Annotated in this window: 8 protein-coding genes and 1 pseudogene; 2 read left to right on the top strand and 7 right to left on the bottom strand. The window is 75.6% G+C overall.

Annotation, left to right across the window (positions count from 1 at the left end; all coding sequences use genetic code 11):
* Positions 1-64: 64 nt before the first annotated feature.
* Together ACFP1Z_RS06915 and ACFP1Z_RS06910 are read left to right on the top strand one after the other, a co-directional pair.
* Complete coding sequence (locus ACFP1Z_RS06915) at positions 65-5,308, top strand: PAS domain-containing protein (RefSeq protein ID WP_390314999.1); 5,244 nt, start codon at positions 65-67, stop codon at positions 5,306-5,308.
* Between the two features lie 110 nt (positions 5,309-5,418).
* Positions 5,419-8,127, top strand: a complete 2,709-nt coding sequence (locus tag ACFP1Z_RS06910) for an AAA family ATPase (protein WP_390314998.1) — start codon at positions 5,419-5,421, stop codon at positions 8,125-8,127.
* A gap of 31 nt (positions 8,128-8,158) precedes the next feature.
* Here ACFP1Z_RS06910 and ACFP1Z_RS06905 read toward each other — a convergent pair whose 3' ends face one another.
* From ACFP1Z_RS06905 to ACFP1Z_RS06875, 7 genes and pseudogenes are all read right to left on the bottom strand, one after another.
* Positions 8,159-9,814, bottom strand: a complete 1,656-nt coding sequence (locus ACFP1Z_RS06905; RefSeq protein ID WP_390314997.1) for a long-chain fatty acid--CoA ligase — start codon at positions 9,812-9,814, stop codon at positions 8,159-8,161.
* A gap of 183 nt (positions 9,815-9,997) precedes the next feature.
* The gene (locus ACFP1Z_RS06900) at positions 9,998-10,528 is read right to left on the bottom strand and encodes a SigE family RNA polymerase sigma factor (protein ID WP_390315067.1); all 531 of its coding nucleotides are present in this window, start codon (positions 10,526-10,528) and stop codon (positions 9,998-10,000) included.
* A 197-nt stretch (positions 10,529-10,725) separates the two neighbouring features.
* Positions 10,726-11,559, bottom strand: a complete 834-nt coding sequence (locus tag ACFP1Z_RS06895) for a DUF1906 domain-containing protein (protein ID WP_390314996.1) — start codon at positions 11,557-11,559, stop codon at positions 10,726-10,728.
* A 53-nt stretch (positions 11,560-11,612) separates the two neighbouring features.
* Complete coding sequence (locus ACFP1Z_RS06890) at positions 11,613-12,779, bottom strand: lipid-transfer protein (RefSeq protein WP_390314995.1); 1,167 nt, start codon at positions 12,777-12,779, stop codon at positions 11,613-11,615.
* Positions 12,780-13,291: 512 nt separating this feature from the next.
* Positions 13,292-14,347, bottom strand: a pseudogene (locus ACFP1Z_RS06885) (bifunctional MaoC family dehydratase N-terminal/OB-fold nucleic acid binding domain-containing protein); the annotation flags it as partial.
* Between the two features lie 240 nt (positions 14,348-14,587).
* Complete coding sequence (locus ACFP1Z_RS06880) at positions 14,588-14,896, bottom strand: hypothetical protein (RefSeq protein WP_390314994.1); 309 nt, start codon at positions 14,894-14,896, stop codon at positions 14,588-14,590.
* Positions 14,897-15,776: 880 nt separating this feature from the next.
* Positions 15,777-16,334 carry a DUF3592 domain-containing protein gene (locus tag ACFP1Z_RS06875; RefSeq protein ID WP_465269259.1) on the bottom strand — a complete coding sequence of 186 codons (558 nt, stop codon included), beginning with the start codon at positions 16,332-16,334 and terminating at the stop codon, positions 15,777-15,779.
* Positions 16,335-16,352: the final 18 nt, after the last annotated feature.

Genomic DNA, 16,352 nt, shown 5'->3' with positions numbered 1-16,352 from the left:
TGACACGCCACGGGGGCGACGGGCGCTGTCGGCAAGGTGCGGTAACCAGGGAGGAAGCGTCGTCGTGAGCAGCCGGCCATCCCGAGGCGCTGCTCGCCTCGCAGCCATACTCGACGCCCTCCCCGACGCCCTGTTGCTCGTCAACTGCAACGGCACCGTCGTCAACGCCAACCACATAGCGCTGGAGACCTTCGAGGTCCCCGGTACGGCGCTGGTCGGGCGCGGACTGCTCTCCCTGCTCCCCGACTTCGACTCCCGCCGCATCCCCGGCTCGATGCGGCTTCCGGAGCGCGACGAGGGGCGCACCAAGCCGACCCGGATGACGGCGCGGCGCACCGACGGCACCCAGTTCCCCGTCGAGGTGACCAGCGCCAACCTGGAGGACGGGCGCACCCCGTACGCCGACCACCACCCCTACACCGGCGACGAACTGCTGATGATCGTCGTCCGCGACCTGACCGGGACCCTCGACACCGAGGCCGAACTCGCCCGCCAGCAGCGGCAGACGGAGATGATCCTGCGCGCCGCCGCCGAGGGGGTCGTCGGCGTCGACACCGCGGGCAAGGTCGTCCTCGTCAACCCCTCCGCCGCGCAGATCCTCGGCTACCGCGCCAGCGACCTCGGCGGCCAGGAGCTGCACCCGCTGATCCACCACTCGCGCGCGGACGGCACACCCTTCCCGTACGAGGACTCGCCGATCGCCGACACCCTGCGTTCCGGGCGCAAGCACCGGGTGCGGCAGCAGGTGCTGTGGGCGAAGGACGGGCGCGCGGTGCCCGTCGACCTGACGACCGCGCCGGTACGGGACGGGGACCAGCTCGTGGGCGCGGTGATGACCTTCACCGACCGCCGCCCCTACGACGCGCTGGCCGCCCGGCACGCCCAGCTGGTGGCGCTGCTGCACAGTTCGCTGCGCGGCCCCCTGGAGGAACTGCGCGCCGAGCTCGGCACACTGGCCGACGACCCCGCAGGACAGCTGTGGCCCGAGGCCAACCAGATCCTGCGGCACCTGACCGCCGGGTACGCGCGGATGACCACGCTCGTCGACAACGTGCTGGCCTACCAGCGGCTGGACTCCGGCGAGATCAAGCCCGACCGGGCCAAGGCCGCCCTCGACGCCGTCGTGGCCGCCGGAGTCGAGGGCGCGACCGAGCTGATCGGCCCCGGGCGGGCGCAGTTCGCGGTGCACGCGCCGAAGATCGAGGCCGAGATCGACGCCGGGCTCCTCGCGCAGGCGCTCGCGCACCTCATCGCGGACGTGGCCGGGGTCGACGCGACGGGCAACGCGTCCGCGCAGGGGCCGGCGCCGGGCGACTCGACGATCGTGGTGGCCGCCGCGCAGCGCGGCGAGGTCGTGCGCGTCGAGGTACGCGGCCCCTACCCGGGCGGCGACCCGGTGCACGGACCGGTGGTGCGCGGCATCGTCCGCGCGCACGGCGGGGTGCTGCAGACGCACGAGCTGCCGGGCGCGGCGGGCGGCCGTGCGTACGTGCTGGAGGTGCCGGTCTCCGCGAAGGGCGGGCCGGTGGCGGGCGGGGAGCGCCGGCCGGCCACGGACCCGATGAACGCGACCACGGTCATGCCGGTGCCGGCGCAGCGGGCCCGGGGGACGGGTGCGGGTGCCGGCAAGCCGGCCGCTCCCTCTACTTCTCCCTCCTCTTCCTCTTCTTCCGCCGACGGCGCGAAGGGCGGCGCCGGGGCGCAGGCGCCGGGCAGCGGGCGCCGGGCGCGCCGCGACGGCGAGGAAGCGCCCGCCCGGACCTCCGAGGGGGACGAGGGCGCGCCGGTGCCCGCGCCGACCGGGCGGCGCCGGGCCAGGCCGTGCGCCGAGGAGGAACAGCAGCTCGCGGCGGACGGCCGGCACGGCCGCGCCGTCGTCCCCCCGCAGGGGACGGCCGCGCCGACCGCCCGCCGGGCCCGCCGGGAGGCGGCCGCGCCCGAGGGCGAGCGCACGGCCTTCGCGCTGCCGCCCGCCGAGGCCGACCGCGCGCCCGGCGGCGAGACCGCCGCCGTTCCCGCCGGGCGGCGGGCCCGGCGGGCCGCCACGGAGACGCCGGAGCGTCCGGCGGCGGGCCGGGCGGGCGCCGAACAGACCACGCAGCGCACGGCGTTCGCGCTGCCCCCGGCACAGGCGGACCGCCGTCCCGGGAGCGAGAACACGCCGTCCGCGCCGCTGCCGGGCCGCCCGCGCGGCCCCATCGACGACGGCCCGCCGGCAGTCGACCCGGCGACGGCGGCCGCCGCCCGTACGGCGGCCCAGGCCCAGGTGACGGCGTTCGCGCTGCCGCCGGGCGGGGGTGACGGCCCGTACGGGGCGCGCCCGGAGGCACGTCCCGCGCAGGGCGCGCCGTTCGGGCCGGGGGCGCCGGAGCCGGAGCCCGGGCGGCCCGCGCCCGTCCCGTACGCGGGTCCGGACGCGCCGCGCGGCCCGCGGGCGGGCGCCTCCGGCGGGTCCCCGGACACCCCGGCCGAGCCCTACGGCGGTGCGCGGCAGCAGGCGGCGGACGCGGCCCGTACGGCCGGACCGGACGCCGGGCAGGGGAGCCGGGAGCGCGGGCCCGCTCCCGTCACGTACCCGGGCGCGCCGCGCGACGGCCGGGAGGGTGAGACCCCGCAGGGCACCGTGGTTCCCGGCCCGCACCCCGGCGCGGCGCAGCCCTACGGCGGCCCGCGGCCGGATGCGCCGGGCACGAGCCAGGACCGACTCCTGCCGCTGCACGGCGGCCCCGTCCCCGGCACGTACCCCGCTGCCGTCGCCGCGCCCCCGAACCGCGCCCCCTTGCCGGGCGCCCCCGGCGCACAGCGGCAACTGGGCCACGCCCAAGGCGGCCGGCCGAACCCGTCGGCCGTCCCGCAGAGCGCGGGCCAGGACCGCACGCCCCTGCCGGGCGTCCCCGCCCCCTACCCGGGCATCCCGGGCACACAGCCGCAGCCGAACCCGTCGGCCATCCCCGCCACAGCCCCCTTCCCGGACGCGCCAGGCGCACAACGGCAACCCGACCACGCCCAGAGGGCCCAGCCGAACCCGTCGGCCGCCCCCGCCGCAGGCCCCTACGCGGATGCGCCGGGCGCACAGCGACAACCCGACCACGCCCAAGGGGCCCAGCCGAACCCGTCGACCGTCCTCACCGCAGGCCCCTACCCGGACGCCTCCGGCGCACAGCAGCAACCCGAACGCGCCCCGGAGCCGCAGGGCATGAGCCCGGACCGTGCCCCCCTGCCGGGAGCCCCTGCCCCCTACCCGGGCAACCCCGGTACCCACCCGCAGCCGAACCACGCCCCGGAGTCCCAGCCGAACCCGTCGACCGTCCTCACCGCAGGCCCCTACCCGGACGCCTCCGGCGCGCAGCGGCAACCCGGCCACGCCCCGGGGCAGCACCCGAACCCGCAGAGCGCCCCCGCCGCAGACCCCTTCCCGGACGCGCCCGGCGCACAACGGCAACCCGACCACGCCCAGCGGGCCCAGCCGAACCCGTCGACCGCCCCCGCCACAGGCCCCTACGCGGACGGCCCCGGCGCGCGCCGGCAACCCGGCCACGCCCCGGAGCAGCACCCGAACCCGCAGAGCGCCCCCGCCGCAGACCCCTACGCGGATGCTCCCGGCGCACAGCCGCAGCCCGGCCAGGCCTCCGGGGCGCACCTGCAGCAGCCGCAGGGCGCGGGCTCGGACCGCACACCCCAGCCGGGCGCCCCCGCCCCCTACGCGGGCACCCCCGGCGCGCACCCGCAGCCCGACCGCGCCCCCGGCGCGGACCCGCACGGCCCGGCGAGCACCGCCCCCGGCCCCTACCCGGGCGTGCCCGGCGCACAGCCGCAGCCCGACCGCGCCCCGGGCGCGGACCCGCAGCCGGGCCGTGCCCCGGGAGACCGGCCGGACCCGCAGAGCGCGGGCCAGGTGTCGGGCGCCCCCGGTGCGCAGCCGCAGCCCGGCCGTGCGCCGGAAGCGCACCCGAACCCGCAGAGCGCGGGCCAGGACCACCCGTCCCCGCACGGCGGCCCGGGCGCCCCCGGCCCGTACCCCGCCGTGCCGTCGTCGCCCGAGGCGCCCGCGCCCGGCGCGCACCCGCTTCCGGGCGCCCCCGGTATGGCCGCGGCCGCGGCCACCCGCACGGCGGGGTACGCTCCCGCGCCGGAAGGCGCCCCGCAGGCCGACGCCGCGGTTCCCGCGCCCACCGGCCGCCGCCGGGCGCGTCGGGCGCTCGCGGAGGAGCCGGGCGCGGCGGCGCGGCCGGGCGGCGAGGACCCGCATCGCGCCGTGCGGCCCATCAGCGTAAGGGCGTTGGGGCAGAGCGCCCCGTTCGGGCAGCCGGACGGGCAGACCCCGTCCGGCGGCACCCCCACTCCCGGCTCGGGGCGGCGCCGCAAGCTCGCGAACCCCGCCGAGGGGGAGCGCGAGGCCCGTACCGAGGCGCCTCCCGCGCCGCGCACGCCGCCGCGTCCCGCCCCCGAGGGCCGCGCGTTCGCCGTCGGGGCACCGGACGACGGCTCCGAGGGACCCGAGCCGCTCGACGGGCCGGGCGGCGCGGTGGAGGTCGTCGCCGCTCCGCACCCGCCCGCCGGCCCCATGCCCCTCGACGACGAACTGCCGCCGGAGCCGGTGGACAACCCGCGCCGCCTGCTGGTGTGGCCCGCCCCCGACGCGTCCACGGAGAAGGCGCTCACCGAGCGCGGCTACCGGCCGGTGATCGTGCACTCCCGCGAGGAGGTCGAGGCACAGCGGGCGGCCTATCCGGCGGCCCTGTTCATCGACCCGCTGACCGGCCCGATCACCCGTACCGCCCTGCAGTCGCTGCGCGAGGCGGCCGTGACGGCCGGGGTGCCGGTGCTGGTGACGGCGGGGCTGGGGCAGGCCACGCGGGAGGCCGCGTACGGCGCCGACCCGGCCGTCCTGCTCAAGGCGCTGGCGCCGCGCGACAGCGAGATGCACCCGCCGCGCGTCCTGCTGCTGGAGGAGCACGCGCCGATCGCGGACGCGCTGACGGCGGCGCTGGAGCAGCGCGGCATGCAGGTGGCGTGCGCGGCCGACGACGCGGACGCGGTGGCGCTCGCCGAGCGGGTGCGGCCGAACCTGGTGGTGATGGACCTGATGCAGGTGCGCCGCCGCCGGTCGGGCCTCGTCGACCGGCTCGCGGAAGGCGGCCTGCTGGGGCGCGTCCCGCTGGTCGTCTACACCTCCGCCGCCATCGATCCGGCGCAGCTGCCCGCGCTGGCGGCGGGCGAGACGGTGCTCTTCCTCGCGGAGCGTTCGACGAGCGCGGAGGTGCAGAGCCGCATCGTCGACCTGCTCGCCAGGATCGGCACGGGCTGACACCGCACGGCACGCCCCGGGACGGCGGCCCCAAGTGCGCGGCGCCCGCGTGGAATCGGTCACCGTATCCGTAGTAAGCACCCAAGTGCCCCTTATAAGATCCCCAGCAAATGACGCTGTACGGACGGCACCAGGAAAAATCGGAGCTCGACCGCCTGCTGGCACGGGCGCGTGAGGGCTCGGGGGCGGGCCTGGTGCTCTGGGGGGACCCCGGCATCGGCAAGACCGCGCTGCTGGAGTACGCGACCGCCTCCGCCGGGGACTTCACCGTGCTGTCCTGCCGCGGCACGCGCATGGAGTCGCAGCTGGCGTTCGCCGCGCTGCACGAGCTGCTGTGGCCGGTCATGGACCGCGTGGACGCGCTGCCGCCGCCGCAGGCCGCCGCGCTGCACGGGGCGCTCGGCCGCAGCGGCGACGTGGCGGACCGTTTCCTCATCGGGGCGGCCGTCCTCACTCTGCTGTCCGAACTCGCCGGTGAGCGGCCGGTGCTGCTGACCGCCGACGACGCGCAGTGGCTGGACGCCGCGACCGTCGGGTGCCTGTGCTTCGTCGCCCGCCGGCTGCGTACCGAGCCCATCGCCCTGCTGCTGGCCTCCCACGAGGACCCCGTGCACGGCGCCTGGGACCAGCTGCCCGCGCTCGCGGTGGGTCCGCTCGGCGAGGCCGACGCCCTCCTGCTGGCGCGCGAGGCCGCGCCGGCCGCCGGGGAGCCGGTGCTGGCCCGTACGGTCCGGTACGCCGCCGGAAACCCGCTCGCCCTCAAGGAGTTGCCCACCGCCGCCCTCCCGGCGGGCCCGCCGGCGCCCGGGGAGCGGATCGCGGTCGGCCCCCGGCTGCGGCGCGCCTTCACCGCCCGGATCGAGGCGCTGGCCCCGACCGCCCGCACTCTGCTGCTGCTCGTGGCGGCCGAGGAGCGCGGTGAGCGTCACGCGCTGCGGGAGGCCGCCGCCGCGCTGGGTGTTTCCGGGGCCGCCTGGGACGAGGCCCTGCGCTCGGGCCTGCTGGACGCCTCGGGGGAGAAGGTGCGCGTACGCCACCCCCTGGTGCGGACGGTGGTCTACGAACAGGCGCCGTTCGCCGGCCGGCAGGCCGCGCACCGGGCCCTGGCCGCCGCCCTGACCGGCGACGGCGCGGAGGAGCTGCGGGCCTGGCATCTGGCGGCCGCCTGCGACGAGCCGGACGAGGAGGTCGCCGCGCTGCTGGCGGCGGCCGCGGGCCGGGCCTGGGCGCGCGGCGGCTGCGCGCCGGCCGCGCACATCCTGCGGCGCGCCGCCGAGTTGTCGCCGTCCCCGGACGCGGCCGGTGTGCGCTTCGCGCTGGGCGCCCGGGCCGCCTGGGAGTCCGGACGGGTCGACGCCGCGCGGGAGTTGCTGGAGCGGGCGGGCCGGCTGTCCCCGGCGGAGCGGATCGCGGACATCTGCGGCGGGCTGCGCGGGCTGATCGAGTTCGGGCACGGCGACCAGGAGACGGCGCACCGCCACCTGCTGGAGGACGTGCCGCTGCAGTCGCGGCCGGAGAAGGCCCTGGAGCTGGCCAGTGTCGCGGTCCGGGCCGCCTGGGCCGCGGACCGTACCGATCTGCAGGCCACGGCTCTCGACGTGCTCACCGGCCTGCCCGGCCACCCGCTGCCGGAACTGACCCGCTGGTGGGCCCTGGACGGCACGGTGCCCGCGCTCACCGACGAGGCGGTCGCCCAGCTCGCGGCGGGCTCCTGGCGGCTGGTGCCGCCCGCGCCGCTCGCCGTGGTCTGGGGCGCGGAGGAGGCGCTCGCGGAGGTGTTCCGCCGCAAGCTCGCCGAGCTGCGGCGTACGGACGCGGTCACCGCGACCGTCCTGACCATGCCGCAGACCGCGACCCTCGACATCGTCCGGGGCCGCTGGGCGGACGCGGCCGCGGGCGCCACGGAGGCGCTGCGCCTCGCCGAGGAGATCGCCGCCGAGCACGCCGCCTGCCAGTGCCGCAACAACCTCGCCTGGCTCGCCGCGCACCGCGGCGACGAGGCGGCGGTCGACGAACTGACCGCGCGCACCCTGGAGTTGTCGGTGCCGCGCGGGATACGGGCGCTGACCTCCGCCGCGCACTGGAACCGCGGCAGGGCCGCCCTCTTCGCGGGCCGCGCCGAGGAGGCCCTGCGGTGGCTCGGCCACCTCGTCGAGCCGGGGCACGACGCGGCCCACGCCACCTTCGCCCTGCTCGCGGCCGCCGACGGCGTCGAGGCGGCCGTGCGCGCCGGGCGCCCCGACGCGGCGCTGCCGCACGCGCGGCTGCTGCGGGACTGGGCCGACCGTACGGGCGTGGCCTGGGCCGCAGCGGCCGCCGACCGGGGCGAGGCCCTGCTGCTCGCGGCGGACGCCCCCGAGGAGGCCGAACTGCGCTTCCGCCGGGCCCTGGAGACGCCGGGCGCCGCGAGCCGCCCCTTCGAGCACGCCCGTACGCGCCTGCTGTACGGGCAGTGGCTGCGGCGGGCCCGGCGGCGCACGGACGCCCGGGTCCAGCTCGCCGCGGCCGCCGAGACCTTCCGCCGGCTCGGCGCGGCCCCGCTGCTCGACCGCGCCCTGAGTGAACAGGAGTTGACGGGCCAGCAGCCGCGCCGCGACGGGAGCGGGCACGGCGCGACCCTCACCCCTCAGGAGCTGCGTGTGGCCCGCCTCGCGGCCGAGGGACTGACCAACCGGGAGATCGCGGCCCAGCTCCTGATCAGCCCCCGCACGGTGGGCCACCACCTGTCGAACGTCTTCCCCAAGCTCGGCATCGTCTCCCGGGCGGAGCTCTCCCGGGTGGACTTCGACAACGGGATGCGGCTCCAGCTGGCGCCGTGACAGGGCGCCGGGCGGCGCACCGGCGGAGGGCTCAGCGCAGCTCGACGACCTCCAACTCCCCCTGCGCGTACCGCCGTCGCAGCACCTTCTTGTCGAACTTGCCCACCGAGGTCTTCGGCACCCCCTCCAGGCGCGTCCACCGCTCCGGCAGCTGCCAGCGGGCGACGCGCTCGCCGAGGAAGTCGCGCAGCGCGGCACAGTCCAGGGCCGAGCCGTCGCGCAACACCACGCAGGCCAGGGGCCGTTCGCCCCACTTGTCGTCGGGGACGGCCACGACGGCGGCCTCGGCCACCTCCGGGTGGTCCATCAGCTGGTTCTCCAGCTCCACGGAGGAGATCCACTCGCCGCCGGACTTGATGACGTCCTTGGCCCGGTCGGTGAGCGTCAGGAAGCCGTCCGGGGTCATGGTGCCGACGTCACCGGTGCGCAGCCAGCCGTCGGGGCTGAACTTGTCCTCCGGACGGACCGGTTCGGCACCGGCACCCCCGTAGTAGGCGCCGGCGATCCACGGCCCGCGCACCTCCAGCTCACCGGCGGACGTCCCGTCCCAGGGCAGGAAGCTCCCGTCGGGCCCGGCCAGGCGGAACTCCACCGAGGCGGGCAGCCGGCCCGCCGTGCAGCGGTACGGCCACGCCTCCTCGGGGCTCAGGCCGTGCGGCGGATAGGCCACCGAGCCCAGCGGCGAGGTCTCGGTCATGCCCCACGCCTGCACGAGCGTGATCCCGTGCCGCTCCTCGAAGCCCTTCATCAGCGACGGCGGCAGCGCGGAGCCACCGCTGATCACCGTGCGCAGGGAGCTCATGTCGCGGGGCCTGGCGTCGAGTTCGGCGAGCAGCCCGGCCCAGATGGTGGGCACGCCGGCGCTCACGGTGGGCCGCTCGGCCTCGATCATGTCGGCGAGCGGGGCGGGCTGCAGAAAGCGGTCGGGCATGAGCAGGGACGTGCCCGCCATGAACGCGGCGTGCGGCAGGCCCCAGGCGTTGACGTGGAACATCGGCACGACGGGCAGACAGGTCTCGGCCGGGGTCAGACCGAAGCCGGAGGCCGCGTTGACCTCCATCGCGTGCAGATAGACCGAACGGTGGCTGTAGAGCACGCCCTTGGGGTCGCCGGTGGTACCGGAGGTGTAGCACAGGGCGGCGGCCTGGCGCTCGTCGACCTCGGGCCAGTCGAAGCCCTCGGCGGGCCGGCCGGCGAGCAGCTGATCGTACGCGTGCACCCGCGGCCGGCAGCCCTCCAGCAGCGACAGATCGCCCGGTCCGGAGACCACCACGTGCTCGACGCTGGGCAGGTGCGGCAGCAGCTGGGCGAACTGCGGCAGCAGCGAACCGCTGACGATGACGACCCGGTCGGCGGCGTGCCCCACGATCCAGATCAACTGCTCGGCGGGCAGCCGCAGATTGAGCGTGTGCAGCACGGCGCCCATGGACGGCACCGCGAGATACGCCTCGACGTGGTCGGCGTTGTTCCACATCAAGGTCGCGACGCGCTGGTCGCCGACGACCCCCAGCTCGTCGCGCAGGGCGTGCGCCAACTGCACCGCACGCGCGCCGATCTCACGGAACGTACGGCGCTGTGGCTCCCCGTCCCCGGTCCACGTGGTGACCTTGGCGTCCCCGTGCACGCGTGAGCCGTGCAGGAGGATGCGGGTCACGGTCAGCGGTACGTCCTGCATCGTGCTCAGCACCGGGGCCTCCCGAGGGACCAGGGACGGTCGTGAAGTCGTCCGCTGATTGTGCTGCCGTTTCTCGCGGTAAGTCACTACCCGGAACGGACGCATCCGTTCACCCAGGGCGATACCGGCCGTACGAACGCCACGTGTGTCCCGTCTTGCCCGCTACGGGCTCCCCCGCTCCCCCTCCTCGGCGGGTCAGGCCGCCTGCGCCAGCTCCGGGTCCTCACGGAGCTTGCCGAGCGCGCGGGAGACCGCGCTCTTGACCGTGCCGACGGACACCCCCAGCAGCTCCGCCGTCTGCACCTCGGTGAGGTCCTCGTAGTACCTCAGGACGACCATGGCCCTCTGCCGGTCCGGCAGCCGGCGGACCGCGCGCCACATCGCATCCCGCAGCGCCTGCTGCTCGGCGGGGTCCGCGGAGATCACCGGGTCGCGCTCGGGCAGCTCCTCGTAGGGGAACTCCTCGACCTTGCGCTTGCGCCACTGCGACGTGCGCGTGTTCACCAGGGCGCGGCGCACATAGCCGTCCAGCGCGCGGTGGTCCTCTATGCGCTCCCACGCGAGGTAGGTCTTCGTGAGCGCCGTCTGCAGCAGATCCTCGGCGTCGCACGGATTCGGGGTGAGCGAACGGGCGGTGCGCTGCAGCACCGCGCCGCGTGCCCGCACGTAGGAGGAGAACGACGGGTACCCGGCGGCGGAGGCGCTGGTGCACACAGGCGTCGCAATAGCTGTCATGCCTCAAAACTAGGAGCGCGCCCCCCTGTGGCGGATCGGCCGGAGGTGCCGAAGAACGATCCCCCTCAGGTCGTACTGGTAGTGCTGCCCCCACCTCCCGGAGGGGGAGAGCGACCGTCCTTCGTCGCAGCGGCGGTGCGGGCCCCGCGGCCCGTACCGCCCGGCGGGCGGCCGCTCTCCCCCGGGCCTCACCTGATGATCGCCACGGGGGCGTCCACGAGGTTGCGGTCGATGGTCAGCCGCCTGCCGCCGTGGGTCTCGGTCACATCGCCGCGGAACTGGTGGATGCGCCGGTGCGGGGTCCAGGCCCCGCGCGAGAGCACCGGCTCGTCCCTGGTCGACGGGCTGCCCCGCCAGCGGGCGAACCACATCACGTCCGGCAGGCTGCCCGTGCCGCCCCGCCGGGCCCGCTCCATGTGCCGCACCCCGGACTCGGCGCTGCTGTAGAAGCCCGCCAGGTAGCCGGCCTCCCGCACGCCCGCGCTCCAGCCCCGGACGAATTCCAGGGTGGTGTGGGCGCAGTCGTCGTCCTTGTCGTCGTAGGCCTCCATGTCGAGGTAGAGCGGGCTGCGGGGCGCGATACCGAGGGCGGAGGCCCGGCCGACCGCCTCCTGTGCCTCGTCCTGCCCCTGGTCGTAGGGCCAGTCACCGATCGTGTAGCCCCGCTTGGAGTCGGAGCGCACGCACGGCGACTGCGAACCGACGTAGATCGGCAGCACCCGCCAGCCCATCGAGTGGGCGCCGGCGAGCCAGCCGCCGCTGAGGTGCGTCTGGCGCGGGCAGGCCCGCGAGCGGCCCGCGTAGTAGACGCCGACGGCCCGGTAGTCCGAGGACCGCCACGCCCGCAGGGTCTCCAGCGAGGGCGCCTGGCAGGTGTCGAAGCCCCACCCCTTGAAGACGCTGGCCCCGTCCGCCCTCGGATCGCCCCGGTCCTCGGCGCGCGCGGCGGCCCCGGCAGTGAGCTGGGCCAGCGCCGCCATCAGGGCGACGAGACATCCGATGATCTTCCTGCGTCGGTGCATAACCGGAGTCAAGGCCGCCCCGGCGCGGCCGCCGCCACTGACACGCCCGCCGTTCATCCGTCTGCTCCGAGAAGCAGCCCGGACGTGGGAACTCCGCCGCCGGCGGTCACCAGGACCCGCTCGGCCCCCTCGACCTGGTTGACGGCCGTGCCGCGCAGCTGCCGCACGGCCTCCGCGATGCCGTTCATGCCGTGCAGGTACGCCTCGCCGAGCTGGCCGCCGTGCGTGTTCAGCGGCAGCCGGCCGGAGGCGACGAAGTCCGCGCCCTCACCGGGCCCGCAGAACCCGAACTCCTCCAGCTGCATGAGGACATACGGCGTGAAGTGGTCGTAGACGATGCCCACGTCGATATCGCCCGGCGCGAGCCCGCTCGTGGCCCACAACTGCCGTGCCACCAGCCCCATCTCGGGCAGCCGGGCCGGCTCGTCGCGGTAGAGGCCCGTCATCTGCTCCTGGCCGCGGGCGGCGCCCTGCGCGGCGGCGAGCACGACGGCCGGCGGGTGCGGGAGCGTACGCGCCCGCTCAAGGGAGGTGACCACGAGGGCCTGTCCGCCGTCGGTCTCCTGGCAGCAGTCGAGCAGCCGCAGCGGCTCGGCGATCCAGCGGGAGGCGGCGTGGTCGGCCAGGGTGATGGGCCTGCCGTGGAAGTACGCGGCCGGGTTGGCCGCCGCGTATCCCCGCGCGGAGACGGCGACATGGCCGAAGACCTCCGGCTCCAGGCCGTGCACGTGCAGATAGCGGCGGGCGGCCATCGCCGCCCAGGACGCGGGGGTGAGCAGCCCGAAGGGCAGCGTCCAGCCGAGCGCCGCGCCCTCCGCGGTGGGCTCGCGGTGGCGCACCCCGGAGCCGAAGCGGCGCCCGGAGCGCTCGTTGAACGCGCGGTAGCAGACCACGGCCTCGGCGAGCCCGCTCGCGACGGCGAGCACGGCCTGCTGCACGGTCGCGCACGCGGCGCCGCCGCCGTAGTGGACGCGCGCGAAGAAGGAGAGCTCGCCGAGGCCCGCCGCCTGCGCGAGAGTGATCTCGGGGCTGGTGTCCATGGTGAAGGTGACCATGCCGTCCACGTCGGCGGGCGCAAGGCCCGCGTCGGCGACGGCGGCCCGTACCGCCTCGGCGGCCAGGGCGAGTTCGCTGCGCCCGGAGTCCTTGGAGAACTCCGTGGCGCCGATGCCGGCGACGGCCGCGACGCCGCCGAGGGCGTCGGGCCGGCGGGCGCTCACGAGGTGCCCCTCGGGGGACTCACCGGCGAACGGGACTCGCGGTGCGGGTGGTTGTCGTGGGGGTGGACGTCGGTGGGGTGGTTGTCGTGCGGGTGGTTGTCGTGGGGGTCGGGGAGGGTGACGGTGACCGTGCCGGTGACGTGGCGTCCCAGGCGGTTGGTTCCGACGACGGAGACCTCGGCGGTGCTATCGCTCACGGAATGGATCCTTCCGGTCAACACCAGGACAACTCCGGGATAGTTGGGCACGCCGAGCCGTATCGAAACCTTGGCGAGACGGGCGTACGGTCCGAAGCGGTCGGTGATGTAGCGGCCGACCAGTCCATTGGTGGTGAGGATGTTCATGAAGATGTCCGGTGCGCCCTGGGCACGGGCGGCTTCGGCGTCGTGGTGCACGTCCTGGTAGTCGCGGGAGGCGATGGCGCCCGCGACGACGAGCGTACGGGTGACGGGGACACTGAGCGCAGGCAGCTCGTCACCCACGGCTATTCGCCGCTCTCGCACCGTGACCGCACCGGTCGCGGGCCGGAACACCGGCAGCTCGAAACCCTCGGCGCCCTCCGGCACATGAAGGAACTCCAGTGCGACGGGCATCCCCACGTACACCTCGCCGGGCGGGACGCCGACCACATTGCTGATCATCCGTACGCCCTCGGCGAGTTCGACCACGGCCACCGCGTACGGGGGGTCGAAGTCGGCGAAGGCGCCACGGGTCGGGTGGCGCACCACCACGTACGAGAACACGCGCCCGGCGCCGGAGGCCCGGACGGTCGCCCAGCTCGCCGAGCCGCAGTCCGCGCACCCCGGCAGCCAGGGGAAACGCGGCCGTCCGCAGTCCGAGCAGCGCTGGATCAGCAGCCGGTGCGCGGCGGTCCCCGCCCAGAATCCGGCGTTGTCCCGGTTGACGACGGGCCGGGGGCGGCGGGGCCGGGCGTCCTCGGCGGGGGCCGGCGGCCGCGCTGGCGGTGAATCGGGGCTGTCCGGCGCGTACTTGGCGGTGCTGTCCGGCGGCGCGTACTTGGCGACGCCGTCCGACGCGTATGTGGCAGCGCTGTCCGACGCGTATGTGGCGGCGCTGTCCGGTGCGTACTTGAGGATCCGGAACCGGTGCGTCCCCGCGAGCTCGCCCGCGACGCGGACCTCGGTGCGCGTGGTGACGAAGTACCCCGCGCCGAGCCGGGTGACCTTGCGGGGCGAGACGGACTCGATGACGGAGTCGAAGGTGACGGTGTCGCCGGGGCGCAGCGGGCGCGCGTACTCCTGCTCGCAGTCGGTCGCGACGACTCCGGTGTATCCGGCCCCGTCCAGCAGCGCGAGGAGGCGCGCGTACTCGGCCGAGCGGCCGGAGCCGCCGCGGTGCCCCGCGAGCCCGCCCAGGGTCCAGGCCTGGAGCATGGTGGGCGGGGCGATGGGATCGGGGCCCGCATAGGCGGGGTTGGTGTCCCCCATGGCCTCGCACCAGTGCCGGATCATGGGGGCGTTGACGGGGTCCCGGCCCTGTCCGCCGACGGCGGCGGGCCGTCCTTCATAGGGCTTGAGCAGGTGATGGACATCGCTGGGAGCTCTCACCGGATATCCCCTCCCGGAACATTTTTCTGACTCTCCGTCAGAAAAATGGGGGGCGTCAAGGACCGCGGACACGGACCGGGTGCGGCCCGGGCCCGGGCCGGGTACGGACCGCGGACACGGCCGGTTACGGATGGGGACATGGCTGCGCGGCGGCACCCAGGCAGCACCGCCGCGCAACCGTCACCAGACCCTGTCCACTGTCACCCGGTCACCGTGTGACACCCCTGTCCCGGCAGGGGCCTACCAGAGATTGGTGAAGGACACCGCGACATTGTCCTGCCGGATGGCCGTATGCCCGGCGCCGTTGACACTCGCGGTGTTGTTCTGATTCGAGGCTCCGGTGCCCGTGGCCTGCTGCTGACCGGTCGTGGAGTTGCCGTGGTTGTGCCCCCCGACCCCACTCCCCACGACCCCGGCCGCGGCCGCGTTCGAACCCCTGTTGGCGAGCTGGCCGTCATCGGCCTGGGCGACGCCCGCGAAGAAGACGGCGGCCAGCGGCAGGGCGGCGACGGTGGCGAGGATGCGGGCGGCAGTGCGGGTGCTTGCCATGTCATTTCCTCCAGAACTACGGCGTTGAATGCCGGAACTACGGCTTGATGCCGGGCGGTTGGCCGACCGCCCGAGCGGTTTGTTTCGACGTCGCGCTTCCAGAGTTGCCCAGAGAACCCCCCACGAACCACATATCGCTTTGTATTCGCTCTCAAGCATGAGCGTTCCGGGATAAACCCCCACCACACCACCGAGCCCCCGCACCACCACTCCCGGTCAGCCCCGAAATCGAACCGCGGCCAGAGTCGGAACCACCCGTATGCGGATCCGGCCAATCCCGGACAGATTCGACGAGTTGCCCGCCGCGCCCGAATCAACACAGCACCGCACACCACCACGAGAACGGCCGCTCCCCGAAGCACGGCGGACCGCCTTCCGGAACCGCGTTCCCGCGCCTCGGCCCGCCGGTCGTCGCGGCCTGCCGCTCGGCGGCGTGACACACGGTCTGTTCCGGGGCCCGCAGCGTCGGTTGCGGGGCGTACCGGAGGCCGGTTACCGACCAAGTCCCTTATATAGGTGTCGAATTGACCGGCCGCCGGGTGGGTGGCCCGGAGGGGCCGGGCGAGACGGAGGGTGGCCGCCGGGGCATCCCATAGGGGGACAAATCACACCCCCCGGAATGGCGTTGCTCTCGTACGTGTGGGCGGCCGCGATCCCGATCGCGGCCCGGTGGCGCCGACGTTAAGCCATTTGTCGACATGGTCGGCTGCCGTGGTGCGGTACGGGCGCTGCCCCGGCGGCCACGGCTCCAGGTCCGCCGTGCCGAACTCCGGGGTGCGGGGCGGGCGTTTCGCCGGGGCGGGGCCGGCGGTCGGGCAGTACCGCCGACCGCTCCTCCCGGTACAGCGGCTCCGCCCGGACGGCCCCGGTCACGGAGCCGTCACCGCTCGGGCTGTCCCGGTACCGGACGCGGCTCGCCGCCAGTGAGCCGCTTCGGCAGGTCCTGCGGCCCCGGCACGGTGGTCGGCCAGTCGGCGGGCGGACGGGGGAAATCGGTGGGGAAGCCGCTGGGAAAACCGCTGGGGAAGTCACTGGGGAACCCGGTGGGCAGGTCGGCGGGGAACCCGGCGGGCTCGTCCGTGGGAAAGCCGGTGGGTGGCCGCATCGGGGCCGGACTTCCGTGGCCCCCAGCGCCCCCGTCGCCCCCGTGCGTGACCTTCTTCTCCACCTTCTCCACCGTGTCCGCCGCAGGCTTGAACACCGTCAGATACAGCCCCATGAAGCCGAGGGCCCCCAGGACGAAGACCGTGAGGAAGGCGAGCGCGCACCCCGTGCCGAACAGGGCCTTGCCCTGGTCGCTGGGCGGGATCGCCGTGGCCTGGTCCGGGCGCCCCTGCGGATACCGGACGACAACCCTGTCCCCCGCCACGACCGTCCTCGGCCCACCGGCCTCCTCGAACCGCCGCACCTCCCCCTCAGGGGTGGCGAATTCATGCACGTGATGCCAAGTGCTGTG

This window comes from Streptomyces gamaensis (assembly GCF_042656465.1).
GTDB classification, from domain to species: domain Bacteria; phylum Actinomycetota; class Actinomycetes; order Streptomycetales; family Streptomycetaceae; genus Streptomyces; species Streptomyces gamaensis.
This window is presented reverse-complemented; position numbering and strand designations above follow the sequence as displayed.